Below are 25,355 nucleotides of genomic sequence, written 5' to 3'. Positions count from 1 at the left end.
TTTATCATTGCCCCCCGGTAAAAGAGCCCCACCACATTTTAAACATGCCCTGCTCGGAAAGCTCGTCCAAAGAGCCCTGCGCATCGTCCAGATGCCCGACGACTTCGGTAATTTTAGGAATAAGCGAGGAAATATCCACCTTGCGATACGCAAATTGAAACCATGGTCAATGTACAGCTTCTCCGCAAAGGCAGGCTTTTGATGGCCGTTCAAATTAGCGAGAACTGTCATGCCGGGAAGGGGCAAGGAGCGTACCGTACAAAAATCCTTAAACAAGTGAAGCAAATTGACAATGACGGCCGTCCCGAAGTCCAGCTGTTCGTACTCTGGAAATTCCTTGACCAATTCACCCCATCCAACGGGCGAGACTCCGGTATATTCGCCAAACATCGTTTGCCTTACGCCTTCGAAGAAACGAAACAGATCATGTCCGTAGGAATACAGCCGGTGATGGGATTATTTTTTTAAATCATATTGTTTGAGCTGCTCTCCGAGTCCTCCGAAGGAACTGTTCGTAATTTTCGGCTCTTCCATACCTTTGGGATGTCCGATGACCAGGTCGCATAATGCGCCAACACTGCCGCTGAGCACCATCATGATCCAATCCCATTTATCGAGAGGTAGCGTGTGGTCATTTAAATGGTTAAAAGAAATATCATCAAAGAAGTTCTCGTCCGCTATGGAGCCATTCATCACTCTCGTTCACCTCACGGTTCTATAAAGTGTAGTCTGTTGGTTGTAGGTAAATAGAACTATTCGGCAAAAATACACGAAATCCTGCCTCTTCGTTACCGGATTATGCGAAGAAATCGGCTACAGCGAATAATTTTTAAGCTTGTTTCTCGCCTCAACCTGCTTGAACAAGCAGTATTTAATAATATCGGAGCGGATGGATTCCTTCATTTGAACGAATTCCAGCGAAATTTTATAGTTATCGTCCGGGAGTGCCGCGCAATTGACGATCTTTCCATGAAACTCGATCGTATTTTGGGAATTGTTCGTCTCCAGATGCATGACTCCCGCAACCAGCTTCTCGGCCTCCACTTCAAAGCTGCACAGGAAGGACAGTCCGCCCCCGCTGATATCCTTTGTCGTTACCTTGATAAACTCATCTTCGTTTGGTTGTCCGGCTGGTTTGAGATTCAAATTTAATTCGACCTCAACGGGAACCCGGAAGAAGCGGCGCCTTTGCGCTTTTTTGATGCGGCTTGCGGGCGGGGCAGGGAATGACAGCTGGTTAAGCTGCAAGCTAATCTCGGTATCAAAAGAGTACAGCACCCGCTCCTCGCTATGGAAGAAGATCGTTACGGACATACTGCCGGTGAAGGACAGATAACGGTTCATGCGGTTGACTGGTTTTTGTATGTAAAGTCGGTTGTTCGCCAATTGGATAATTTGCGTTTTATACATGACTCCTTCAGGGGTTTGAAGCTCGAGCAGCTGGCCTTTCCAGAACTCGATGATTGCCGAACCTTCCATGAATAATGAATCTCCTCTCTCTTTATTCTGCATATTCGATTACAACAAAGACAACTCTACAATACCTATACACGAAGCGATTCCCAGGCTGTCAAGTTTTTGTAGAGCCTGTACACTTAATATATTTGTAAGGGGGGGAATCAATGAACATAGAAGGCAGTTATAATTACTATATTGTGGCACTCTCAGTAATAATTGCAGTACTGGCATCATACTCCGCTCTGAGTGTAGCGGCAAAAATCTCTCTCGCTAACGGGAAAACCAGGTTCTTCTGGCTGCTAGCGGGTTCTTTGGTCATGGGCAACGGCATATGGTCGATGCATTTTGTTGGCATGCTAGCTTTTCATATCCATATGACAGTTAGCTATGATATCTGGCTGACCATAGGATCGCTGCTGGCCAGCGTGATTTCTTCGTTTATTGCATTTTACATCACGATCCCTCGGAATATTAAATGGTATACTATTGCCGTCGGCGGCTTCATTATGGGCAGCGGGATCGTAACGATGCACTATACGGGAATGGAAGCCATGATCATGCCTGTTGACATTTATTATGATAAAACGCTTTGGGTGCTTTCGGTGGTCATCGCTTTAATTGCATCCTATGCAGCGTTATTGCTGTTCCTGCGCTTTCGCAGCCAATCCTCGGCAAGCTGGTCCAAGTGGCTGTCGGCCTCCACGATGGGCGCCGCGATTTGCGGCATGCATTACACGGGAATGGAGGCCGCGAAGATGGAACATTCCGCGACCGCCGATATGGTGGCAGAAGCTTCGACAGGCGCAGACTTGTTTCTGTTGTTTGGCGTGACCATCGTCATCTCCATCATTCTGCTCGTGTCCTGGGGAGCGATCTTCTTCGACCGCCATGTGCTCGAGAAGCTGGCCTACCTGGACTCGATTACCGGATTGCCAAACCGCAACGAAATGAATCGGTTTTTCGATTCTCATGTCGGCACCGAGAAGCTCGGCGTCCTGTTCCTCGATTTGGATCAGTTTAAAGCCATCAACGATACGCTTGGCCATAATATCGGGGACTTGCTCATTCAGGAAGTCGGCATCCGGCTTCGCCAGTACATCCGCGAGGATCAGCAGGCGTTCCGCATCGGCGGGGACGAGTTCTTGTTCATTATCAAGCACTGTACCCCTAAGCGGGCGGAGCAGCTGGCCCATCAAATTTTACAGAGCATTAAACAGGTCTACCACATTGAAGGCAACGAGTTGTACGTCACCGGCAGTATCGGCATCAGCATTGGCTCGATTCAGGATTCCGACCGCTCCGTCTTGCTCAAGACCGCGGATACGGCGATGTACAAGGCGAAGGGGCTTGGAAAAAACCAGTTTTGCTTCTACAGCGATGAAATGGCCCTGCAATTGGTGCGCAAAATGGAGCTTGAAAAAGATTTGCAGCTTGCTCTGGAAAATAAGCAGTTCTTTGTCGTTTACCAGCCCAAATGGAACGTAAAAACGAGCAGTCTGGTCGGATTCGAAGCGCTGATCCGGTGGGAGCATCCGCGCCTTGGCTTGGTTAGCCCCGGGGAGTTCATCCAAATCGCCGAAGGAACCGGGCTGATCGTGCCGATGACAAGATGGGCGCTGGAGGAGGCCTGCTGCCAGTGCAAGCGATGGCAGTTGCAAGGACTGGAACAGCCGGTTTCCGTGAACCTGTCCGCGCGTCTCTTTCAAACCGACAGCTTGCAGGAAATTGTCCGGAACGTGCTTGACAAAGTGGGGCTAGAGCCTCATCTGCTTGAGCTGGAGATCACCGAGTCTATGGTGCTGTACGATATCAACGACATCATCCGCCAGCTGCAAAGCCTGCGTGAGCTTGGCGTCCGGGTATCCATGGATGACTTCGGAACCGGATATTCCTCGATCGGGCTGCTGGATCGAATCCCTATCGATACATTGAAGCTGGACCGCTTATTCACGAATGATTTGGAGAGCCCCAGCAAAAGGGCGATCATCAACGCAATCATTATGATGGCCGACCATCTTCAGCTTGACGTCATTGCCGAGGGCGTCGAGACGCGGGAGCATATCGAGTTCCTGACCCAACTGGGCTGCCATGTGATGCAAGGGTATTATTACGGCAAGCCCATGCGAGATGACGAGATCGGCGAATGGTTTAAAAAGCATGAACACTACATGAGTTTAGTCTGAATGCCCCAAATTTGCAAAGTCGGCTGGCAAATGGTTGTAAGCGTTATTCTTCGTGCGCCTGTTTCCAGTCGTCATACCAATCCGTAATATATGTACTTGGCTGTTCATTGAACTCTTCTAGTAAAATAGCGACCAGCAGACGGTATTGCCGGTGGACAGCCAATGAATTTTTATTTGCCGCGAAAATCTTCATCAGTGCAAAATGCGCTTCCTCCGCGATCGGATGCTGATGGCAGATTTCCAAATATTTTTCCACAGCCTTCGATTGCTGGTGGCTCGACATGTACCATTCGGCCATCCGGAACGAGGTGCGCAGCCATAGCATTTTTAATCTCTGGCGCTCGCTCTCTGCCCACCAGTAGTCGTATTCCTTGAGGTAGTCATCTTTAAACAGCTTCATCATGCCGGTATATTCGCCGATTGTTTTGTTCGTTACAGGCGGGCTGGATAGAATGAAGTTCTCCCATTCCTCGACATCGACGAGAACATTATTCAAATTTAGAATATATCCATCAACGGAGTTTGTAAGGGAAAAGTATTCCTCGTACTGCTCCAGGGTTTTGCGAATATGGTATATGACCGTGTACAGCAAAGAAAACGCCCGGTTCGGCTCGTATTCGGGCCACAGCAATTCGATTAAGGTCGATTTGCGGATAAATTGGCCGCGGCACTGCAGCATGTACAGGAACAGCTCCTGAGCCCGGGTCGTCCGCCAGCGCAGCGGGGGCAGCTGTTTCTGGTCAAGGATCATCTGGAAATGGCCCAGCATTTTAATTTGCAGTGATTGATTCTGCTGAGCCAGACGATCCAAATCAAACACCGTCTGCGACCGGTCAATCCGCTGGAGCGTATTCATCAATCTTTCCGATTTCACAGGCTTGAGCAAATAATCCAGCGCATTCAGCTCAAAGGCTTTTACTGCATAAGCCTCGTATCCTGTTACAAACACGATTTTTAAATCAGGTTTGATTTGTAAAATCTCCTCTGCCAGCTGAATCCCATCCACATCGGGCAGCTGGGTATCAAGAAAAAGCAGGTCGACCGGCTGATTAATGATTTCTTTCCTGCCTGCTGCCGGATCTGTAAACTTCCCCACAATTTCAATCCCGGGAATCTGCTGCAGCTGTTGTTCCAAATAGTCCAGTGCAATTCTATCATCATCCAGAAGAATAACTTTCATCGCGCTCTCCCTACATGTGTAATAACATCTGTAACAATCTAACAATTCCAAATAAATACTATAGACCATGAATCTATACAATCTCTGAACAAATTGTCACTTTACTGGAAGAAATATCGGCAAGATATGGAAGATCCTGCAGTGTAGGGAGGTTTTTTGTCGAATTTTACCTATGATAATTTTACTGCTGCTCTTTGCTTTTCAGCAATAGGGAATTGAGATAATCAAGCTTTTGATCATGCGGAATGGGTTTACCATTAACTTACCGAGAAGGACGATCGATTTACAGATTTGGAACGAGAGGGCAGTAGCGTTGAAGGGGAAAGCAACGAATTACGTAAGTAATGCAAGAGAAATAGCTGGTTAGGAGGAGAAGGAGCACCCCCAATTATGAGAATGCCCCCATCTTATTACGGCCCGTTTGGCCTGAAGTAAACATATCCTTTATACGTAACTTCATGGTAGCCGGAACCATCATTACTAATAATGGTGTAATAGGTGCTATTCATTTGAAGTGTTCCTGAGAAACGCCCAGCAGGAAAGTAAGTAATGTAAAAATACGAAGATGGAGGGATAGAGCTGTCTCCGCCCTTATCGAAGTGGATTAGTCTAACGATTTCTACATATTTTGGAGACGTGTCATAGAAGTCGTTTGGCGCTGCTGCTGAGGCTGGCAGCACAGAAATAATTGAAATTAAAAGTGCTAATGTAAATGTTAATAGTGATTTTCGATTCATCAATTTTCACCTCCTTCCAATATTTAGTATAACAACAATAATAAAAATCACAATAAAAACAAATAAAGTAAAAAATAAATTATTCAGGAATAGTTTGGATTTCTTCTTAAGGCTCGGATGGAGAGATAGAGAGGATTGAGAGAATGAAGAAAAAAGAAAAAGCCCTTGATACACAAGGGCTTTCGGCTATGATCTGTAGTGGGCTCGAACCACTGACCCCCACCCTGTCAAGATGGTGCTCTCCCAGCTGAGCTAACAGATCAGAATTCAATTAGTGAAGACAAGAAATATCATACCAGGTTAAGTGAACTCTGTCAAACCTTTTTTTAAATATAATTAGAGAGTTCACAGATAGGCGCCTTCTGGCGTATAAAGGGGGCAGATGCAGACGAAAATGAAGTTAGCAGGCACAAAGCCATAGTCAAAGTCAAAGCACCAAGGAACATGACAGAAAGGATGAACAATGTGCAGCACAACAAGCTAACGACAGCAGCACAATTCCCCCGTAAAGCTATTTGCAAAATCGTTCTCGCCGTCGGCGCCGCCAGCCTTCTGCTTCTGGGCAGCGGATGCGGACTGGAGCCGAATAAAGAGACGATGCAGCGGCAGCAGCAGCTTCCTTCCTGGTTCGGCCAATCCGTACGCGACAAGGTATACGGCAAATCCGTACGGGAGCACGTCTACTCGAAAGAGGTCATCACGCCCCCGTGAGAAGGGTTTAACTCAGTCATCCTCCCATTTCCGGGAATACCCCTTTTTGATAGTGTAAAACATGGGAACGATAAGTATAACGGATATTAGTACTGCTGCGACAATTGTCAACGTAACCATGGCGTAGTGACTCCTTCCGGGATAGATGTTCAATAGAAGATAGTTACTTTACAACTATACACGAAAAGCTATTTTTTGTATAATGATGCAGTTTGCAGAGTAATGAAGCAACATGGGAGGGGTATCAATGGCTGCTGCTGTAATTATAGCCGTTAATTCGGAAGAGCAATTGGAGAAATGTTTGAACATTCGCAAGGAAGTTTTCGTAGAGGAGCAGAAGGTGCCGATCGATCTGGAAATCGATGAATATGATGTGATCAGCCCGGACGCCGTTCATGTGCTGATCGAAATGGAAGGCACGGCTGCGGCAACGGGAAGAATTACGTACTATAAAGATAACAGCGCCAAAATGCAGCGGATTGCGGTTCGGAAGCCGTTCCGTTCGCAAGGCGTAGGCAAAATATTGCTGCTCGCCATGGAAGAGCGGGCCAGAGAGCTGGGACTGACGAAGTCCGTCCTTGATGCGCAATGCCAAGCCGAGGGCTTCTACGCGAAGCTCGGTTATGAGACGGTCTCGACGGAACCGTTTTATGACGCAGGCATATTGCATGTACGCATGGAAAAGCCGTTATAAGCATCACCCCTCATATAAATGGCCGGAGCAGGCAACACTATAGGCATCCCTGCTGGGAATCTCAGTAGATTAAGGAGATGTGATGAAGGATGGCTGTTGACAGCAGAGAGACTTTTATCGCGGTTCAAAGAAACGGGGACGGCAACCTGACCCGGTTCAAAACCTCCAGTGGCCGTATATTAGATTACGAGGATGCGCTGCGTGAGGTAAATGCTGGTGCCATTTCGGGCGTGAACATTTTTAAGGGAAAAGACGGCGAGATGTATATCCGCGGCGATGCGGACGGAGATCCAACCAACAATTTGGACGCGCTGCCCACATTCGAATAGAAAATGCACAGAAGCCGCCTTGGGAAGGATCCCCAAGGCGGCTTTGTCGTATCGCGAGAAGCTATCCCTATAACTGATAGATTTCATGCTGACGAAGGAAATCCATCTCGAGCGTCTGGCCGATATAGCTCTCCATTTCATCGCCATAGTGCATCAGCGAGATTTTCGCCCGGATGTCCGCAGGCAAGGTCAGAAGCTCTGCCAAAGTGGTGTGAACCTGACCCGGTCCTGTCAACTGCACTTCATGCAGAATTTTGCGGCAGCCGCGCCGATATACAAGCTCCTTCAGCAGTTCGGGCTGAAAGATCATATCCGCACTGTAAAAAATTTCACCGTTCAAGTATAAGGAGTAGCTGTTCTTCCCAGGAATATGAGGGGTGCGAATGATTTCAAGCGTGAGGCCTGGCGCTAGCTCCGAGGTTTGCCCCTCGCGAAGGAGATGGACGTGAAAGGCGTCCTCCAGCTTTTCGATGCCGTCCTGGCCCAGCCCGCCTTTCAGCGTGTTCTCCCATAGCGGCTCTGCCAGCGCCTCGGGAACGTAAAGCACAGGCTTTCGTCCATGGCCGTATCTCATGCGGAAAGCATATTCCTCCAATCCGCCGACATGGTCGCCATGAATATGGGTGATCAGAACGGCGTCGATAGCGTCCATCGGCTTGCCGATCCGGTGCAGCGCTAGCGGGGCCGTGATTCCGCAGTCGATCAGCAGTGTAAATCCGTCTGCGTACAGCAGAGCGTTATTGTTGTAGTATTGCTTGGCAAAAGCGCCGCCCGTACCAAGCATTTGAAGGCGAAGCGACAAGCGGATTCCCTCCTTAACGTTCTTTGGCATACATTTCTAATTTACACGATTTTACTAACGAGTAAAAGGAGCTCTTGCATTCTCGCAAAAAATAAGAGTGATTTGCAGAAAATACCGCAACTTGGGCCGTTTGCAGGAGTATACATTAACATCAACATGAATCAATTGGAGGGCTATTGATGAACTTGAATTGGAGAAGAGTAGCGGTACTAGTGTTGGCATTCTCCCTTGCGGGCGGATCCATGCTGTTTGCAGATTCAGCAACTCAGAAAGTAAAGCTGTATATGGACGGCCGTGAAGTGGAAGATGGCGGTTATGTGATCGATGGCAAAACTTATGTCCCGGTCCGGGAGCTCGAGGGACTGGTCGAATATGACGAAGCGACGAAAAAGGTTAATTATTATAAGCCTAACGTGCATATTTTCTTATTTAAAGGCAAGGATGTGTTCTCCGATATCGAGAAGACCGGCAAGCTTAAGTTCAGCGTATTCTCGCAAATCGACAATCTGAGAACGGAAATATCCGCCGTCAGAGTTGCGATTACGGCACCGGACGGCACCTCCAGAACGATTCAGACCAAGGATGTTAAAGATACCGGCAGCAACTTTTATTTTGTCACTGACGATTATACGTATGATTTCAAAACCGCGGGCCAATATACGCTCGGTTTCTACATGAAGCCGGCGGCCGGCAATTCCGATTTCGTCCTCGTGTCGGAGAAAAGCATCAATGTGCTGAAATAATTCACTTTTGCTCTGGAATAGCCTCGTTACTGAATTGACCTGCCCCGTAAAAAAATGATACGATACGAGAGGAAACTGACAGGTTCATCCAAACCAACCAACAAAACATTCAAAGCGAGGTATTTCAATGAGCGATCACAAGCATGAACACGGCGAAGCGTGCGGCTGCGGACACGATCATGACCATGAGCACGAGGAGTTTGTGCTCACGCTGACGGACGAAGAAGGCAACGACGTGGAAATGGTTCTCGTCGAAACATTCGACGTAGCCGAGAAAGTATATGCGCTATTGCTTGAGCGGAACAATCCGGAAGCGGACGGGATCATCCTTCGTCTGGAAGAAGAGAACGAGGAAATGGTTCTTTACAACATTGAAGATGAGGACGAATGGCGTCAAGTGGAGGCGGCTTACAACGAGCTGGTCTCCGGTCAAGATGAAGTGTAGCATGCTTGTCTATAGATCCATGACCTGAACTGAAGAGAAGCTCCCCGCCTAGGGGAGCTTCTTTGGATATGCACGCCTCGATAATAAGTTTCAATCATCAGAAAATCGGGTCGGCTTCGACGATGACCTTCACCTGATTGATGTACCGGTCTTCCGGTCCCTTTACGGGAAGCCCTACCTCCACATGATCGACGATATAGTCGATATTGTCCTGGGATATGACTTCTCCAGGGAGGAGAATCGGAATGCCCGGCGGGTACACATAGATGAACTCGGCAATGATGCGGCCTGCCGATTCTTTAAAAGGAACGACCTCGGTATCTGCATAGAACGCATCACGCGGAATAAGCGAGAGCTGAGGAATTTCCGGAATTTTTACGATTAGCTCGTTGGCATTATTTTCTTTATAATATATTTTAGATAATTCGCGCAGCGCCGTGAGCAGTGTTTCTACCGTTTCTTCCGTATCACCCGGGGTAATGAAGCACAGAATGTTGTACATGTCGCTAAGCTCTACCTCGATATTGTAGTTATCTCTTAGCCAGTTCTCCGTCTCATAGCCGGTGATCCCCAGATGGCGGACGTGAATCGTCAGCTTGGTCGGGTCATGATCGTAGGCAGCTTCGCTGCCGAGAATCTCCCGCCCGAAGCAGTACAAGCCTTCGATCTTATTGATTTCATGCCGGGCATGATGCGCCATGTCCAGTGCACGCTGTATCATTTCCCGCCCGTTAAGCGCAAGATTCCTTCTTGCCGTGTCCAGCGAAGCGAGCAGCACATATGAAGTCGATGTCGTGGTCAGCATGCTGATGATCGTCTGAACGCGCTGCGGGTTGACATATCCGTTCTTTACGTTCAGATTCAGCACGGAACTCTGTGTCATAGATCCGCCCAGCTTATGCACGCTTGTCGCGGCCATATCGGCGCCGGCCTCCATCGCCGACATCGGAAGCTCCTCGTGGAAATGAATGTGCACGCCGTGCGCTTCGTCCACGAGCACGGGGACATTGAAGCTGTGGGCAAGGTCGACGATTTCCTTCAAATTGGCGCAGACCCCGAAATAGGTCGGGTTGATCACCACTACCGCCTTGGCATCCGGATGGCGCTTCAGCGCCCTTCTTACGGAAGAAGTGGTAATGCCGTGATCGATCCCCAGGTTCTCGTCCTGTGCAGGGGAGACGAAGACCGGCTTGGCGCCAGCGAAAATAATGGCCGACATGACGGATTTGTGCACGTTCCTCGGTACGATGATTTTATCGCCGGGGGAGCAAATGGACAGGATCATCGTCATAATCGCGCCGCTTGTGCCCTGAACAGAGAAATACGTGTAATCGGCGCCGAACGCGTCTGCTGCCAGCTTCTGCGCTTCTTCGATGACGCCGGTAGGCTGGTGCAGGTCATCGAGCGGTGCAATGTTGATCAAATCGATCGAGAGGGCATTATCACCTATGAATTCTCTAAATTCTTTATCGGTACCAAGCCCTTTTTTGTGCCCGGGAATATGAAATTGAACGGGATTGCCGGCCGCGTGCTTCTTGAGCGCGGTAAACAGCGGTGTGACTTGATGATCCATGAAGGCCATCCCTGCCTTTCCATGCAAAATTTTTAAACAAAGTTGAGTATAGCAAAAAGAGATTGGATTGCAAGTAAAGATTGGACGCAAGATGCAGATAATCTCGGATCGGGGTGTAACTTACCGTCCCAAAAGGATAAACTAGAAATAACTTTACGATTATAAAGAGAAGATAAGGGAGAACGACTGTGGAAATAACGACCAAACTCGTAAGCAAGAAACTGCTGACTCCGACTTTCATTAGCCTATGGATCATTATGTTCCTGGTGGAGTTCGTAAAGGGAGCATTAATCGTATCAATTTTACCTGTGTACATGGGGGATGTACTGCATCTTAGCGCGTTCGCAATCGGTTTATCCTTTTCGCTTCAGTATATCGGCGATAACGTGTTTCGCAGCCCGGCTGGCTGGTTCATTGAGCGGGTCGGTTTCAGGCTGACGATGATGCTGGGGCTCTTGCTGACGTTTTTTGCCGTCCTGATTATCGCCATGGCGGATAAAATGGGCATGATCGTCCTCGGATGCGCGCTGATAGGCATCGGCACCGCTCCACTATGGCCATGCGTTCTGATGGGCATTTCCGCCGTTACGCGCGAGAATAACAATTTCGGCACCGCGATGGGCGTCATTCAAATCTCCAGCTTGGGCGGGACAGGCTTAGGCCCGGTCATTATTAATTTTTTCGTGGATGGCTCGTATCGACCGGTCTTCTGGGTTCTGCTTGCTTTGATGGGAATCGTGGTCATCGTGTCTTTTTTCCTGCCGGGAAAAAGCAAGATGAAGAGCAGTCCGGATACGGCGGGACAACCAGCGGAGGAGCCTTCTCTTTGGGAAGGCGGAGTCAAGGGAGTGCTCAACAATGTCCGCCAATCGATCCGCCATATTAAAGAGAATCTCCATGTCAGCCGATTATTGTTTCCGGCGCTTTTCCTGCAGACCTTTGCGATTGGGCTGCTGACCCCGGTCATCACCTTGTATGTGCGGGCGGAGCTTGATTTATCACCGGAAGCCTTCAGCGCCCTGCTCGTTACTGGAGGGGGGATCACTGTAATTGGCCTGATACCGATCGGCCGGCTGGTGGACCGTTTCGGGACAAAATGGTTTCTGCATATCGGCTTCGCGCTCTCTTCCGTAGCGATCGGGCTGTTTGCAGTAACTCGCTCCATTTCTCTCGTCTGGATCCTTGTCATCCTCATCGGGATCAGTTATGCGTGCATTTTGCCGACATGGGATACGATGATTTCCCATATGCTTCCCGAAGGGGAGAAGGGGACCGTGTGGGGCCTCTTCTTAACGGTACAGGGATCAGGGATGGTCGTAGGACCGATCATCTCGGGCAAAATGTGGGACATGCTCGGCCCTTCAGCGCCGTTTATGGCTAGCGCCATTGTGATGGGCATCCTGTTCTTTGTCCATATCATCATATCCCGGCCTAAAAACAGCCTTCCCCGAGCGTAAGGGGAAGGCTGTTTTGCGTTTTAGAAGGATCCTTTGTAGAGCGGCAGTAACGTCTCAAAGGTTTGTTCGATTTTATGGGTAAGCCCCTCGCCATCTTGAAGAAGGGGGTGATCGCGATCGAGGCGCAATCCGCACAGCAGCTCGGATTTTTTCACGGTTTTGAGCTTGCCGGCCATTTGCAGCAGTGCCTCCTTATTCATCTCCCGGTGGAGCGTTCCCTCGGGATTCATATGGTCGGTCGACCAGTAGAAATCAGCCGGCACGAGCTTGTCTACTTTGGCTGTATGCTTCTCCAAATACCGGGCGATCGTTTCCTTATTCGGGCTTTCATAAATAACCGCAAAAATGATGAACAGATGGGTGGAGAACATCCCTACCTGGAAATGGGGCAGCGCTTTGTAGCCGCGCTTGCTGCTGCTCCAGGCAATCCACGTATCCTCCGGTGGATTGATCGTCCGTCTCGCGTGCTTCGCGACATGCGGGAACATTTCTTCGCCGCACAGGGCCGACAAGTAAGGAGCAAGCGTTCCTCCAAGCGCTTCGAGCTTGGGGCGGATATTCGCGATGATCGCTTCCATCCGCGGCTCAAGCCCTGGTACGGTCAAGCTATCGAAATCTTGGCTGTGAAAGCCGGTAAAATTCATCATGGCAACCTCCAGCAGAATGCTTGTTTTTCTATAGGCCACTATCGGCCGTCACTCGCCAGTATAACACTTTTTCAGCCCATTCTGCGTCATAATGGGCTCATAACGGGTAAAAATAATCAATAATCCAAGTTACCTCTACATAAGATGAAGTATAAGATAAGGTAAGGAGGGAGTGCCGTGAATAAAAGTTACGAGGTAGAATACTGCAATCTGGAACTCCGTTTCGACCGTCGGCACATTCAGCAGCTGATTCGCGATCTCATCCAGGACGGATATTCGCTGTACTGGAGCGAGAACGAATCGATCTTTATTATTTCCGTACGTACTGGACGCAAATTGACCAAGTTGCGTTTTCAGCGTCTCGCGAAAGGATACAAGCTGGCAGGCGATTACGTCATTAAGGATGCCAAGCTGGCGGAATGGTTTGAGAAGCTGATCGGGGACTTGCGCGGCCATGCGGTCGTTAAACGGTTCAAAGACCGGCAAATATTAATCGAGAGCATCTTGTTTGGCGAGGTCATCCGTTTGGTGGAAATTACCGGGGTGGAGCATCGGGTTATTTTTCAAAAAGGCCCCATGCTTGACATGGAGCGAGTCGCGGAGCTGCTGGCATCGCAATCAGCGGAGCAGCAGATCGAGAGCCTGCAGAAGAGACTGGACGAAGAACTGGATCATTTGTATGACGCTATGAAATCCGGCGACGAAAAGCTGATCGAGGACTGCAAAGAGAAGCTGCGCAAGCTTCGTATTCAATTAATCCAACTGGAGTGGTAACAGAGACAATGCGAACATCAAACAAGGATTGAAACGGCTCTTTCGGATCAGGGGAAGGGCCGTTTTTAAATATAAAATGAGAGTTGGGTGAAGGGGTTCACTTCTGTACTTCAAAGAGTTAAAATGATATTATTGAAAAAAATATAGAATGCAAAGGATGGAGACCATGTCGAAACAACAAATTGGCGTTATCGGCCTTGCCGTTATGGGTAAGAACCTCGCCCTAAATATTGAAAGCAGAGGGTTCACCGTCTCGGTGTATAACCGCTCCCCTGAGAAAACTCATGATATGCTCGCGAACGAAGCGAAGGGCAAAAACGTGGTTGGTACATTCTCGGTTGAAGAATTTGTCAATTCCTTGGAAGTGCCCCGTAAAATCCTGATCATGGTACAAGCAGGTCCAGCTACCGACGCAACGATCGAGCAGCTCCTTCCTTACCTGGATCAAGGCGATATCATTATCGATGGAGGCAATGCCTACTTCCCGGATACGCAGCGCCGCAGCAAAGAGCTTGAAGCCAAAGGCTTCCGCTTTATCGGCACAGGGGTATCCGGCGGTGAGGAAGGCGCGCTGAACGGCCCTGCGATCATGCCTGGCGGCCAGGAAAGTGCCTATAAATTAGTCGAGCCGATTCTTACGGCCATTTCCGCTAAAGTGAACGGCGATCCATGCTGTACATATATCGGTCCAGACGGTGCAGGCCACTATGTCAAGATGGTGCATAACGGAATTGAGTATGGCGATATGCAGCTGATCGGTGAAGCCTACCACCTGCTCAAGGATGTACTTGGCCTGGATGCCAAGGAACTGCATGAAATTTTCACCGAGTGGAATAAAGGCGAACTGGACAGCTACTTGATCGAGATTACGGCGGACATCTTCTCGCAATACGATGAAGAAACCGGCAAACCGATGGTCGATGTCATCCTTGACGCTGCCGGACAGAAGGGAACAGGCAAATGGACAAGCCAAAGCGCTCTTGACCTCGGCGTGCCGTTGTCCATGATTACAGAATCTGTATTCTCCCGCTTCTTGTCCGCGATGAAGGAAGAGCGCGTTGCCGCAAGCAAAATTTTGAGCGGCCCGGCTGCCAGCTCTTTTGACGGCGACAAACAGGAGTTCATTGAAAATGTTCGCAAAGCGCTGTTCGCCAGCAAGATCGTATCCTATGCTCAAGGCTTTGCACAAATGAGAGCAGCTTCCGACGAGTACGGCTGGGATTTGAAATACGGCAACATCGCGATGATTTTCCGCGGCGGCTGCATTATCCGTTCCCAGTTCCTGCATAACATCAAGGAAGCTTACGACCGTGATCCTGGCCTGAAGAACCTGCTTCTCGATCCTTACTTCAAGAACATCGTGGAAACATATCAGGATGCATGGCGCCAAGTGATCTCGGCAGCGGTCTCCCGCGGCATTCCGGTTCCGGGCTTCTCCAGCGCATTGTCCTACTACGACAGCTACCGTACGGAGCGACTGCCAGCCAACCTGCTGCAAGCGCAGCGCGACTACTTTGGGGCGCATACGTTCAAACGCGTTGACAAAGAAGGCGTATTCCATCATCAATGGTTCTAATCAACTGATTCATAAGGCGTCAAGAGCGGTTTTGCTCTTTGGCGCCTTTTTTTGAATATTTAACGATGAGATGTGCCGAAATGCTGGCGCCTGTGTTATGATATGAAAAAGTTTGCCATCAGCACAGGAATAAAGTAGGTGAAATATTGAGTGGAAAGAGAAACAATATTATACTGGTAGGAATGATGGGCACAGGCAAGTCGACGGTAGGAGCCGTTCTTGCCGAAAAGGCCGGCTATCGCCTGATCGATCTCGATCAACAGATCGAAGAGGAGGCGAAGTGCACAATTCCCGAATTGTTTGCCAATTACGGCGAGCCTTATTTCCGGGATATGGAGTCGGCATTGCTGAGCCGGGTTCTGCAAGAAGGCGGGGTAGTGCTGGCGACCGGCGGCGGGGCCGTTCTGCGTGAAGAGAACCGCTCCATCATGCTGGAACAGGGCTGGGTTGTTGCCCTTACCGCCGATCTGGAGAGCATTCTGAAGCGCGTTGGCGAGGATCCGGGCAGGCCGCTGCTTGCCGGCGGGGCGAGGGAGAGACTGACCGTCCTCCTGGAAGAGCGCAAGCATGCTTATGATTTCGCTCACGTCAAAATCGATACCACGGGTAAAACTCCAGACGTCCTAGCGTCTGAGATTTTAATGCATTACCGCGGTTAATCAAAATAATATTTGATGAAAAAAAGGAGAATATAAATGGACGTTATCGTTAGACCAACGCCCGAGCTTAGCGGTGAAATCGGGGCGCTATCATCGAAAAATTATACAACGCGCTATCTGCTCGTTGCCGCGCTAGCCGAAGGGACGAGCACCATATATTATCCTGCGCACAGCGAGGACAGCGACGCCATGCGCCGCTGCATTGCCGACCTGGGGGCGGTGCTGGAGGAGGATGAGGAGAAGATCGTCATTACGGGCTTTGGCCGGAAGCCGAAGGATGTCAAGGAATTGAACGTCGGCAATGCCGGAGCCGTGCTGAGGTTTCTGATGGGCATCGCCGCGCTGTGTCCTGAGGTGACCTTCGTTAACACCTATCCTGATTCCCTGGGCAAACGTCCGCATGATGATTTGATCACGGCTCTGCAGCAGCTTGGCGTCGAGGTCGACCATCAGGAAGGACGGCTGCCGATCACAATTCGCGGCGGTAATCCGAAGGGCGGCAAGATCACCGTATCCGGCGCGGTCAGCTCGCAGTATTTGAGCGCCCTTTTGTTCCTGACCCCTCTGCTAGAAGAGGACAGCGAAATCGAGGTGCTGGACGATTTGAAATCGAAGGTCGTTGTCGGCCAGACGCTGGAAGTGCTGGAGCAGGCGGGAATCATCATCCATGCCAGCGACGATTACATGAGCTTCAAGGTGCCCGGCCGCCAGAGCTATCAGGCGAAGACCTACACGGTTCAGGGCGATTATCCGGGCTCGGCGGCCATTCTGGCGGCAGCTGCGGTAACGAAGTCCGATGTGAAGGTGCACCGTCTGGCCGAGCGCAGCAAACAGGGCGAGCGTGCGGTCGTGGATGTCCTGCAAATGATGGACGTACCGCTGACCCATGTGAACGATACGGTTCACGTACAAGGCAATGGCCGTTTGCGTCCGGTAGAGTTCGATGGCGATGCAGCGACCGATGCGGTACTGGCTATGGTGGCCGCTGCAGTGTTTGCCGAAGGAACGTCCCGTTTCTATAACGTAGAGAATTTAAGGTACAAGGAATGCGATCGGATTACGGATTATTTGAACGAGCTGAGAAAAGCCGGCGCGAACGTAGAGGAGCGCCAGGCCGAGATCATCGTGCACGGCCGTCCGAGCGGGCTTGAGGGGGGCGTCGAGATCAACGCCCACTACGATCACCGCGTCATTATGGCTTTGACGATTGTCGGCCTGCGCTGCTTCAAGCCGCTGGTCATCAAGGACGCCCATCACGTCGCCAAATCGTATCCGCAATTTTTCGATCATATGAAGGCGCTTGGCGCTCAGGTAGAATGGGTATAACAAGAGAGGGCAGGGCATACTATGGAAATTCGAGAGGAGGATTCAGCCATGGCTTATGAAAATCCCAGCCGCGAGGAAATCAAGGAAATTTTGGAGCATGCGGGCAATATCGCCGTCGTCGGGCTGTCCGACAAGCCGGACCGCACATCCTACATGGTAGCCCAAGCGATGCAGAGCAACGGCTACCGCATTATTCCAGTGAACCCGGCGGTCAGCGGGCAGATTCTCGGCGAACAGGTGTATGCTTCCTTGGCGGACGTACCTGAGCCGATCGATATCGTGAACGTATTTCGGCGCAGCGAACATACACCGGAGGTGGCCCGCGAAGCGGTTGCGGCCCGTGCCAAGGTGCTGTGGCTCCAGCAGGGAATCATCAGCGAGGAGGCAGCGCAGATCGCCGAGCAGGGCGGCTTGAAGGTGATCATGGATCGGTGTATCAAGGTAGAGGACAGCATATTGCTCGGCAAGAGCCGGCAATAATCCCTAAGGAGAGGACCTGAATTCAGCGGGTCCTCTTTTTTGTTTTAGCTGGACAGGTTTAATTTCCTTTGACAAATTTGCAAGCCTAGGATTACCATAATAGTGCGAACCCGAATTACTTCGTGAACAAAGATAAATATTATAGAGAGATGTATCCTATAACAGAGCAGGATATAGGGGGTCTAAACATGATACAGGGCGTCGCTGCAGCAGCGGGCGTAGCCATCGGCAAGGCATTCGTGCTGCCTGCCTGGGAATGGGATTTGCCGGACCGCCAGATGGATAAGGTGGATTTGGCCGCAGAGTTTGAGAGACTGTATGAAGGCATACGTACATCCAAGACGGAAATCGAAGTGATGAAAAATGAAGTCAAGGAAGCGGTAGGGGTTGAGGAGTCAAGCATTTTTGACGCCCATTTGGCCATTTTGGAGGATCCCGTATTCATGAGCGAAATCCGCGGGATTATCGAACGTCAGTACAAAGCGGCGGAAGTTGCCGTCAAAGAAGCAACGGATCATTTTGTCACCATGTTTGATCTGCTTGATGATGAGTACATGAAGGAGCGGGCGCTTGACATCAAGGATGTCGGCAATCGCCTGCTGAAGCATTTGCTCGGCACGCCCGACATTACGCTTCCGGCCGATACCCAGCCCTATATATTGGTGGCCAAGGAATTGTCACCCTCCCAGCTTGTACATATGAATCCAGATAATGTGCTGGGCATGGTTACGATGGCTGGAGGCAAGACCTCGCATTCAGCGATTATGGCCCGGGCTCTAGGGATTCCCCTTGTGTCCGGACTGGAGCACAAGCTTGGAACGCCGCTGAAGACGGGCGATATGCTTGTCGTTGACGGCGACGAAGGAATTATTTATGTTGAACCTGATCAGGAAATTATAGACCGCTACACGGAACTGGCCGAAATCCAGCGGAAGCGCAAAGAGCAGCTGCAGCTGCTGGCAACGGTCGAAGCTATTACACGGGACGGCGTTCGCTTTCGGCTGGCGGGCAATATCAGCTCCGTCAAAGATTTGGAGCAGGTGCTTCATTACGGCGCCGAAGGTGCGGGGTTGTTCCGCACCGAGTTCCTCTATATGGATCGTTCCAGCTTTCCATCAGAAGAGGAGCAGTTTGATATATATCGGCAGGTTGCCGAGAAGGCAGGCCGCTATTCCGTCGTGATTCGCACGCTCGACATTGGGGGAGATAAGCAGCTGGAATATTTCGAGCTGCCGGAGGAGGATAACCCCTTCCTCGGCTACCGGGCCATCCGCATCAGCTTGAACAGCAAAGAAATGTTCAAGACCCAGCTGACCGCCATCCTTCGTGCCAGCGCCTATGGAAGCTTGAAAATCATGCTGCCGATGATTTCCTCGCTGGAGGAGGTGCGCCAGGCGAAGCAAATTCTGGCCGAGGCCAAGTCCGATCTCGACCAGCGCGGCATCGCCTACGACGACGGCATTCCGGTCGGCGTCATGATTGAAGTGCCGGCTGCGGCAGCGATCGCCGATCTGCTGGCCAAGGAAGCTGATTTCTTCAGCATTGGCACGAATGATCTGGTGCAGTACGTTCTGGCTGTCGACCGGATGAACGAGACGATCGCCCATATGTACCAGCCATTTCATCCTGCGGTGCTTCGCCTGCTGCGCCAGGCGATTACGGCAGGGCAGGACGCCGGGATTCCGGTCAGTGTCTGCGGAGAACTTGCCGGAGACGAGAAAGCTATCCCGATCTGGCTTTATCTGGGCGTTCGTGATCTGAGCATGTCCCCGCAATCGCTGTTAAGGGTGAAGCACCGGATATTGAATGCCGAAGCTTCCGCAGGGCGGGAAGCCGGGGCGAACTGCTACCGGCTTGCGACCGGCGCCGAAGTGGAGGCAGAGCTGACGCGTTTTGCCGAAAGCTGTGTGTGGCAGAACCATTAAACACGCAGAAGAACCGCATAGGGAGAGCAGCGGGCTCCTTCCCTTGCGGTTCGTTTTTTGTCTGCAGCAATTCAGGGGGAATGGGTTACGCTTTCGCCAGCGCATCGACGAATGCTTGGCCGTACGGCGGCAGATCCGGCGGACGGCGGGCTGAGATGATATGCCCGTCTACGACGACGGCTTCATCCTTCCAAATCGCGCCTGCGTTCTCCATATCGTCGCGGATTCCCGGCGTCGACGTAACCGTAACGCCCTGTAGAATCTTAGCGGATATCAGCACCCAGCCGGCATGGCAGATTTGGCCAATCGGCTTCTTCGCCGCATGGAGTTCTTTGACCATTTCCAGCACCTTGCCATAACGGCGCAGCTTGTCCGGGGCCCAGCCGCCCGGAACGAGGATGCCGTCGTAGTCTTTGGCATCGATTTCCTCGAAGCTATATTCCGCTTCGGCAGGCACGCCGTACTTGCCGATGTATTTTTTGCCTTTCTCCGGTCCGACGAGATGAACCTCGGCACCTTCCTCGCGAACCCGATAAATCGGGTACCACAGCTCCAAATCCTCGAATTCCTCATCTACTAAAGCGATAACTCTTTTACCAGTAAGTCTCAATATGGACGCCTCCTGTTCTCGGTCGGTCTTGACGAAAATCGTTTTCGATATTTTAATTGTATCAAAAATAAAGTTATTTATCATATGACCATCGCCGCAGCCTAGGCGAGATTCCTTGCCAGTCAAGGAAATTACAAGCATTTGCATCCCCGAAAAGGAGAACATCCCTTAAGGGTCGAATACATCATTCAACGGACGGCGGGCAAGTAAAAGTAAATTGAAAATGATTTGTAAGAAGAGGTGGTACTGTGCGCAAGCTGTGTCATTGCGGGCAAGAAATGAGCCTCGATTTTAGAGTGCTCATTTTTGAAGGGATTATCGAAATTGATAGAGTACCGGTATTCGAATGCGAGCAATGCAGTCATTACGAGGTGCTTCCGGCCATAAAACCGGATCTGCTTGCTTTGCTGGGGGAACTGAAGGCGAGCCGGGAGCAGGGGCTCGTGCTTTTTAATGAAGTGAGCGAACTGGCAGACGTGATGTACGGCATTTACCGGACATGGAGCGAGACCGACTCACCATCTTTTGAATCGCTTCTCGACCAGAAATGTAAGGAACGCATCAACCTGCTGCTGGATGTGTATGGATGCGCTAAAGGAATGGAAGACCAGGATTGGATGGAGGACATTTCCAAAAGATTGGCTCAAATATCTGACTTTGTAAATAACAGTCAGTTTTCAAGAACAAATTAAGGGCGGTTTCTGGCAAAAGTACTGCAATGAGTTGTGTTTAACGTCTTTTTTTTGTTAAGATAACAAAAGGTAATGTTAAGTATGCCTTGTCGGAAAAAGGGGATGGATATATTATGGCTGCTTTGAAAAGAATAACTTCCATAGAAGAGCTTGCCTAGGCTATGGAAGATTCAGCGCACAGGCCGTTTTTGTTATTCAAACATAGTACCCGTTGTCCCATCAGTTCGGGAGCGCACCGGGAGTTCGATGCATACTTAAATCATTATCCCAACGAAGCTGTAAACTACGGTGTGATATGCGTTGTCGAAGACAGGGCCGTCTCCGATGCGGCTGCTGAGCGCCTTGGAGTGAAGCATGAATCCCCTCAAGTCATACTGGTCAAAAACGGACAAGCCGTTTGGCACACTTCCCATTCCGACATTACTTTAGAAGCCCTAGAGGGAATTCTAGCAGAATGAAGCGCGAACATTGCACAAAGTAAAATTTTGTCGTATCATAAACCTAATTGGAGCTTGAAAATTACGGGATGAATGAGTGAAAATCTATTGGCAATGGAGAGAAGAATGTGACGGTTACCATTTATGATGTGGCACGTGAAGCAGGCGTCTCAATGGCCACGGTTTCACGGGTTGTCAACAACAACCCCAATGTGAAACCGCAAACCCGGAAAAAAGTATACGAAGCAATTGAACGGTTGGGATATCGTCCGAATGCGGTTGCAAGAGGCCTTGCGAGCAAGAAGACGACTACGGTTGGCGTAGTCATTCCGGACATCTCAAATTCAATTTTCGCTGAAATCGCCCGGGGTATTGAAGACATCGCTAACATGTACCACTATAACATTATTTTATGTAATGCGGACAAGAAGAAGGAGAAGGAAATCCGCGTCATCAACACGCTGCTCGAGAAGCAGGTGGACGGGCTTCTCTTTATGGGCGGAGCAGTGACGGAAGAGCATATGCAGGCTTTCCAGACCTCCTCTGTTCCGGTTGTGTTGTGTGCGACGAGCGATGAGAACGGGACAATTCCTTCCGTTGATATCGATCATGAGGCTGCTGCCTTCGATGCTGTCAGCACACTGATTCGCCATGGCCATCGCGAGATTGCCATGATCAGTGGAACGCTGCAGGATCCGGCCAACGGATATGCGCGGTTCCAGGGTTACAAGCGCGCGCTCGAAACTGCGGGCATTCAGTACCAGGAGGATCTGGTGCGGATTGGCAATTACCGCTACGAATCCGGTGTCGAAGCGATGAAGTATTTCCTGGGTCTTAAGAAGCGCCCGACGGCAATCTTCGCCGCCACGGATGAAATGGCGATTGGAGCGATCCACAGCATTCAGGACGAAGGTCTCAAAGTGCCGGAGGATTTCTCTATTATTAGTGTGGATAACATTCGTATGGCTTCGATGGTTCGTCCGCAGCTGACTACGGTGGCACAGCCGATGTACGACCTTGGTGCGGTAGCGATGCGTCTGTTGACGAAATTGATGAAGAAAGAGACTGTAGAGAGCTCGAAGGTGATTTTGCCGCATGAGACGATTCTTCGCTTGTCGGTCAGCCATGTATAATCGGCTGGACTGATTCATCAATTATAGATAGAGAAGAAGATTAAAGACAAATATATGAAAAAGGTTATACGGAAAAAGCTCCTGTTCAGGAGCTTTTTTTAGGGGAAAAAAAGGAGGAGATCGTTATGGCCGCAACAATCGGGCTGATGGGCGCCATGGATGAAGAAATCGCTCTGCTGCTGGAGCAGGTAGAGAGGCAGAATACCGTCATACATGCCGGAATCAGCTTTGTAACCGGGCAGCTGCACGGCAAAGAGGTTGTCGTATGCAAGTCGGGCGTCGGCAAAGTCAATGCCGCTGCAACGACGCAGGTGCTGGTAGATCGGTTCGGAGCAGACACGATACTGTTTACAGGAGTGGCAGGTGCGGTTCACCCCGAGCTTAACATCGGGGATATCGTGATTTCCTCTTCATGCCAGCAGCATGACATGGACGTTACGCCGCTCGGCTTTGCCCGCGGTATGATTCCTTATCAGGACGTATCGGATTTTCCGGCAGACAAGAAACTGATCCGTCTGGCGGAAGAGGCCTGCTCCAAACTGTGCGAGGATAACAACTTTATCGTAGGCAAGGTGCTGTCTGGCGACCAGTTCATTTCCGATTATGATTATGTCCGCGAGCTTCACGAGACGATGGACGGCGCCTGCGTGGAGATGGAAGGGGCAGCTGTAGCACAAGTATGCCATATGAATGGAGTGCCTTACGTCATTCTCCGCTCGATGTCCGACAAGGCCGATGGCACGGCGGACGTCAATTTCGCCGAATTTACGATGCTCGCTGCCCGGCATTCGTTTGAAATTTTAAACGAGATGGTCGCTGGCCTGAACCGTTAATTAGATTTCAGGGAAATCCTGCAGCGCAACCGCGAGGCTCTCGCGGTTTTTTGCCGTGATTTCGGCCCTGCGGGGAATCCCTTCCCAATGGGTCAAATCATCGAGCCATTCGGCTGGAAGGCTTACCGAGCTCTGTTCCTGCCAACGCTCAATCCACGTTTGGGGGAGCCGGGTGCGGGGATGCTGTTTCAGGGAGCGCTTTAACGGATGATCTGTCATCTCCAGCCACAGCAGGCTCCATGCCCGGGGAACGACGCGCCAGATGTCATATCCGCCGCCGCCTACGGCAACCCAGCGCCCGCTGCAGTACGTATGGGCCAGGCTGTGTATGATGGCGGGCATTTCATTATAGATGGCCATGCTGCACTGCATATGGGAGAGCGGGTCGAGCGCATGCGCATCGCAGCCATGCTGGCTGATGATAAGATCCGGTTTGAAATATTCCGTCAAGCGGCGGATCGACTGCTCGAAGCATTCCATCCAGGAGGCGTCTTCCGTATAAGGCTGAAGTGGAATGTTGACGCAGGCTCCATAGCCCTGGTGCTCGCCTCTCTCTTGCACGAAGCCAGTGCCTGGGAATAAATACTTCCCGGTCTCGTGGATGGAATAGGTGCATACTTCGGGATCCGAATAGAAGCTCCACTGCACCCCGTCACCATGGTGCACGTCCGTATCGATATAAAGTACACGTGCCTGGTAGCGCTGCCGAACATAGGCGATGGCCACCGAGACGTCATTGTAGACGCAGAAGCCCGCTGCTTTGGCGGAGAGGGCGTGATGCAGGCCGCCGCCCAAATGCAGGGCGTGATCGCAGCGTCCAGACATAACCGCCTCGCAGGCCGTAATTGAGCCGCCGGCAACATAGGCAGCAGCCTCATGCATGCCTGGGAAGAAGGGCGTATCGTCGTCGTCCAGCCCGTACTGCCCTGCCCGCTCCAGCCAATCAGGACCTGGATTTGTGCTTAGCGCTTTTACAGCCTCTATATAAGCCGGCTGGTGAACCTGCAGCAGCTCTTCTTCCGTGGCCGGCCGCGACGTCAGCATCGCTGCAGGGGCTAGCGCATCCGCTTCGGCAAGAAGATCGAGCGTTAATTTAAGCCGGAGGGGATGAAAAGGATGGCTGTCGTGAAAATGATAATTCATGGCTATATCATGATGAATCAATAAAGCGCTTCCAGTCATGGGCGCCACTCTCCTTGCTCTTGTGTCATCATCTGCATGAGCATTAATACATGAACCGCTGCTGAAAGCGAATGCGGTCAAACTGCTCTTCAGATTCCAGCGGGACATCTTTCCCGATGCGGACCATCAGGCAGTTTGCCGGATGGGAGCAAATTTCCGGGTCATCGGTAGCGTACCAGACCATATCGACCGTTTTCATGAGCCGCTCCATCATTTTCCGGTAGTCCCATACGCTAAGTCCGCTGCTTTTCAAATCCCAATGCCAGTAATATTCCGTCGTAAATACGATGTAGCGCTCCATCTGTTCCTGCTCGAATGCTGTCCGGATCATTTTCGAGCCGAGCCCTAGCGAGCGGTAGTCGTTGGCTACCTCAATCGCCCCCAGTTCAATGAGATCGGGCATATTTCCCTGAGACCAGCGTTCCATTTCATCCGGATAATGAAACGTGACGTAACCGACGATTGTGTCCTGCTCCCTTGCGATGATAATGCGTCCTTCCGGGAGTTCCGCGATTTCGATCAACGCCTCATGCTGGTCCTTGGGTCTGCGAAAAGCATCGAGCTCCTCATGCATTTTAAAGTGCTGCAGGAGCTCTGGCGAAACCGGGCCCTCGATGACGATTTCGCGGCCTCTACTAGATACGGTATGGCGGATATGCGTTTTCCGATGTTCCATTTTCGCCGCCTCCTTTGCTCGTTCCCCTCACTTATAACAGAAAAATGAAAATTTGAAAAGTATAGCCCCTCATAAAAGCGTGTGATATAATGT

The 25,355-nt window shown here is 50.7% G+C and carries 29 protein-coding genes and 1 tRNA gene; 18 read left to right on the top strand and 12 right to left on the bottom strand.

Going from position 1 to position 25,355, the window contains the following annotated elements; genetic code table 11:
- Positions 1-4 precede the first annotated feature (4 nt).
- Complete coding sequence (locus QNH46_RS15790) at positions 5-139, bottom strand: hypothetical protein (RefSeq protein ID WP_283925142.1); 135 nt, start codon at positions 137-139, stop codon at positions 5-7.
- 23 nt (positions 140-162) lie between these two features.
- Between QNH46_RS15790 and QNH46_RS15785 the strand changes: the two genes are divergently transcribed.
- On the top strand, positions 163-468 hold the full coding sequence (locus QNH46_RS15785; protein ID WP_283925141.1) for a hypothetical protein: 306 nt from the start codon (positions 163-165) through the stop codon (positions 466-468).
- Here the strand turns inward: QNH46_RS15785 and QNH46_RS15780 are convergent.
- Positions 457-693 (bottom strand): hypothetical protein, encoded by a 237-nt coding sequence (locus tag QNH46_RS15780; protein ID WP_283925140.1) that lies wholly within the window; start codon positions 691-693, stop codon positions 457-459. The two genes, QNH46_RS15785 and QNH46_RS15780, sit on opposite strands and share 12 nt — an antisense overlap.
- A 120-nt stretch (positions 694-813) precedes the next feature.
- Positions 814-1,479, bottom strand: coding sequence for a flagellar brake protein (locus QNH46_RS15775; RefSeq protein ID WP_283925139.1), 666 nt, complete (start codon positions 1,477-1,479; stop codon positions 814-816).
- 143 nt (positions 1,480-1,622) lie between these two features.
- On the opposite strand from QNH46_RS15775, the gene QNH46_RS15770 reads away from it, so the two are divergent.
- Positions 1,623-3,641 carry a bifunctional diguanylate cyclase/phosphodiesterase gene (locus tag QNH46_RS15770; protein WP_283925138.1) on the top strand — a complete coding sequence of 673 codons (2,019 nt, stop codon included), beginning with the start codon at positions 1,623-1,625 and terminating at the stop codon, positions 3,639-3,641.
- Positions 3,642-3,684: 43 nt separating this feature from the next.
- Here QNH46_RS15770 and QNH46_RS15765 read toward each other — a convergent pair whose 3' ends face one another.
- The 3 genes from QNH46_RS15765 to QNH46_RS15755 form a co-directional block, all read right to left on the bottom strand.
- Positions 3,685-4,821 carry a response regulator gene (locus QNH46_RS15765; protein WP_283925137.1) on the bottom strand — a complete coding sequence of 379 codons (1,137 nt, stop codon included), beginning with the start codon at positions 4,819-4,821 and terminating at the stop codon, positions 3,685-3,687.
- A gap of 410 nt (positions 4,822-5,231) precedes the next feature.
- A complete protein-coding gene (locus tag QNH46_RS15760) occupies positions 5,232-5,558 on the bottom strand; it encodes a hypothetical protein (protein ID WP_283925136.1) in 327 nt (108 codons plus the stop codon).
- A 189-nt stretch (positions 5,559-5,747) separates the two neighbouring features.
- Positions 5,748-5,820: transfer RNA gene (locus QNH46_RS15755), tRNA-Val, on the bottom strand.
- A 194-nt stretch (positions 5,821-6,014) separates the two neighbouring features.
- Between QNH46_RS15755 and QNH46_RS15750 the strand changes: the two genes are divergently transcribed.
- The 3 genes from QNH46_RS15750 (at position 6,015) to QNH46_RS15740 (ending at position 7,292) form a co-directional block, all read left to right on the top strand.
- On the top strand, positions 6,015-6,269 hold the full coding sequence (locus tag QNH46_RS15750; RefSeq protein ID WP_283925135.1) for a hypothetical protein: 255 nt from the start codon (positions 6,015-6,017) through the stop codon (positions 6,267-6,269).
- Between the two features lie 247 nt (positions 6,270-6,516).
- Positions 6,517-6,963 carry a GNAT family N-acetyltransferase gene (locus QNH46_RS15745; protein WP_283925134.1) on the top strand — a complete coding sequence of 149 codons (447 nt, stop codon included), beginning with the start codon at positions 6,517-6,519 and terminating at the stop codon, positions 6,961-6,963.
- Positions 6,964-7,052: 89 nt separating this feature from the next.
- Positions 7,053-7,292: a DUF3892 domain-containing protein gene (locus tag QNH46_RS15740; protein WP_283925133.1), complete on the top strand. Its 240-nt coding sequence runs from the start codon at positions 7,053-7,055 to the stop codon at positions 7,290-7,292.
- Positions 7,293-7,359: 67 nt separating this feature from the next.
- Here the strand turns inward: QNH46_RS15740 and QNH46_RS15735 are convergent, their stop codons facing one another.
- Entirely contained in the window at positions 7,360-8,094 is a 735-nt protein-coding gene (locus QNH46_RS15735; protein WP_283925132.1) for an MBL fold metallo-hydrolase, read from the bottom strand.
- Positions 8,095-8,279: 185 nt separating this feature from the next.
- On the opposite strand from QNH46_RS15735, the gene QNH46_RS15730 reads away from it, so the two are divergent.
- Positions 8,280-8,837 carry a stalk domain-containing protein gene (locus QNH46_RS15730; RefSeq protein WP_283928459.1) on the top strand — a complete coding sequence of 186 codons (558 nt, stop codon included), beginning with the start codon at positions 8,280-8,282 and terminating at the stop codon, positions 8,835-8,837.
- A 127-nt stretch (positions 8,838-8,964) separates the two neighbouring features.
- The gene (locus QNH46_RS15725) at positions 8,965-9,282 is read left to right on the top strand and encodes a DUF1292 domain-containing protein (RefSeq protein ID WP_055107530.1); all 318 of its coding nucleotides are present in this window, start codon (positions 8,965-8,967) and stop codon (positions 9,280-9,282) included.
- Positions 9,283-9,379: 97 nt separating this feature from the next.
- Here the strand turns inward: QNH46_RS15725 and QNH46_RS15720 are convergent, their stop codons facing one another.
- Positions 9,380-10,855 (bottom strand): aminotransferase class I/II-fold pyridoxal phosphate-dependent enzyme, encoded by a 1,476-nt coding sequence (locus QNH46_RS15720; protein WP_283925131.1) that lies wholly within the window; start codon positions 10,853-10,855, stop codon positions 9,380-9,382.
- 188 nt (positions 10,856-11,043) lie between these two features.
- Here QNH46_RS15720 and QNH46_RS15715 point away from each other — a divergent pair, with 188 nt between their 5' ends.
- Positions 11,044-12,312, top strand: coding sequence for an MFS transporter (locus QNH46_RS15715; RefSeq protein ID WP_283925130.1), 1,269 nt, complete (start codon positions 11,044-11,046; stop codon positions 12,310-12,312).
- Positions 12,313-12,332: 20 nt separating this feature from the next.
- Here QNH46_RS15715 and QNH46_RS15710 read toward each other — a convergent pair whose 3' ends face one another.
- On the bottom strand, positions 12,333-12,956 hold the full coding sequence (locus QNH46_RS15710; protein WP_283925129.1) for a DUF1054 domain-containing protein: 624 nt from the start codon (positions 12,954-12,956) through the stop codon (positions 12,333-12,335).
- A gap of 180 nt (positions 12,957-13,136) precedes the next feature.
- Here QNH46_RS15710 and QNH46_RS15705 point away from each other — a divergent pair, with 180 nt between their 5' ends.
- The 6 genes from QNH46_RS15705 (at position 13,137) to ptsP (ending at position 19,699) form a co-directional block, all read left to right on the top strand.
- Complete coding sequence (locus QNH46_RS15705) at positions 13,137-13,733, top strand: YkzI domain-containing protein (RefSeq protein WP_283925128.1); 597 nt, start codon at positions 13,137-13,139, stop codon at positions 13,731-13,733.
- Between the two features lie 166 nt (positions 13,734-13,899).
- A complete protein-coding gene (gene gndA, locus QNH46_RS15700) occupies positions 13,900-15,309 on the top strand; it encodes an NADP-dependent phosphogluconate dehydrogenase (RefSeq protein ID WP_283925127.1) in 1,410 nt (469 codons plus the stop codon).
- Positions 15,310-15,455: 146 nt separating this feature from the next.
- Positions 15,456-15,968: a shikimate kinase gene (locus QNH46_RS15695; RefSeq protein ID WP_283925126.1), complete on the top strand. Its 513-nt coding sequence runs from the start codon at positions 15,456-15,458 to the stop codon at positions 15,966-15,968.
- A 36-nt stretch (positions 15,969-16,004) separates the two neighbouring features.
- Positions 16,005-17,294, top strand: a complete 1,290-nt coding sequence (gene aroA, locus QNH46_RS15690) for a 3-phosphoshikimate 1-carboxyvinyltransferase (protein ID WP_283925125.1) — start codon at positions 16,005-16,007, stop codon at positions 17,292-17,294.
- Between the two features lie 48 nt (positions 17,295-17,342).
- Positions 17,343-17,774, top strand: coding sequence for a CoA-binding protein (locus tag QNH46_RS15685; RefSeq protein ID WP_283925124.1), 432 nt, complete (start codon positions 17,343-17,345; stop codon positions 17,772-17,774).
- 188 nt (positions 17,775-17,962) lie between these two features.
- Positions 17,963-19,699 carry a phosphoenolpyruvate--protein phosphotransferase gene (gene ptsP, locus QNH46_RS15680; protein WP_283925123.1) on the top strand — a complete coding sequence of 579 codons (1,737 nt, stop codon included), beginning with the start codon at positions 17,963-17,965 and terminating at the stop codon, positions 19,697-19,699.
- 85 nt (positions 19,700-19,784) lie between these two features.
- On the opposite strand, the gene QNH46_RS15675 is transcribed toward ptsP, so the two are convergent.
- A complete protein-coding gene (locus QNH46_RS15675; RefSeq protein ID WP_283928458.1) occupies positions 19,785-20,312 on the bottom strand; it encodes a type 1 glutamine amidotransferase domain-containing protein in 528 nt (175 codons plus the stop codon).
- A 245-nt stretch (positions 20,313-20,557) separates the two neighbouring features.
- Here QNH46_RS15675 and QNH46_RS15670 point away from each other — a divergent pair, with 245 nt between their 5' ends.
- From QNH46_RS15670 to QNH46_RS15655, 4 genes are all read left to right on the top strand, one after another.
- Positions 20,558-21,001: a hypothetical protein gene (locus QNH46_RS15670; RefSeq protein ID WP_283925122.1), complete on the top strand. Its 444-nt coding sequence runs from the start codon at positions 20,558-20,560 to the stop codon at positions 20,999-21,001.
- A gap of 161 nt (positions 21,002-21,162) precedes the next feature.
- Positions 21,163-21,459 (top strand): bacillithiol system redox-active protein YtxJ, encoded by a 297-nt coding sequence (gene ytxJ / locus QNH46_RS15665; RefSeq protein WP_283925121.1) that lies wholly within the window; start codon positions 21,163-21,165, stop codon positions 21,457-21,459.
- A 107-nt stretch (positions 21,460-21,566) separates the two neighbouring features.
- Positions 21,567-22,571, top strand: a complete 1,005-nt coding sequence (gene ccpA / locus QNH46_RS15660; RefSeq protein ID WP_055107543.1) for a catabolite control protein A — start codon at positions 21,567-21,569, stop codon at positions 22,569-22,571.
- A 125-nt stretch (positions 22,572-22,696) separates the two neighbouring features.
- A complete protein-coding gene (locus QNH46_RS15655; protein ID WP_283925120.1) occupies positions 22,697-23,404 on the top strand; it encodes a 5'-methylthioadenosine/adenosylhomocysteine nucleosidase in 708 nt (235 codons plus the stop codon).
- Here the strand turns inward: QNH46_RS15655 and QNH46_RS15650 are convergent, their stop codons facing one another.
- Both QNH46_RS15650 and QNH46_RS15645 read right to left on the bottom strand, forming a co-directional pair.
- Positions 23,405-24,586: an acetoin utilization protein AcuC gene (locus tag QNH46_RS15650; protein WP_283925119.1), complete on the bottom strand. Its 1,182-nt coding sequence runs from the start codon at positions 24,584-24,586 to the stop codon at positions 23,405-23,407.
- Positions 24,587-24,629: 43 nt separating this feature from the next.
- On the bottom strand, positions 24,630-25,262 hold the full coding sequence (locus QNH46_RS15645) for a GNAT family N-acetyltransferase (RefSeq protein ID WP_283925118.1): 633 nt from the start codon (positions 25,260-25,262) through the stop codon (positions 24,630-24,632).
- Between the last annotated feature and the right edge of the window lie 93 nt (positions 25,263-25,355).

Source organism: Paenibacillus woosongensis, from assembly GCF_030122845.1.
GTDB classification, from domain to species: domain Bacteria; phylum Bacillota; class Bacilli; order Paenibacillales; family Paenibacillaceae; genus Fontibacillus; species Fontibacillus woosongensis_A.
This window is presented reverse-complemented; position numbering and strand designations above follow the sequence as displayed.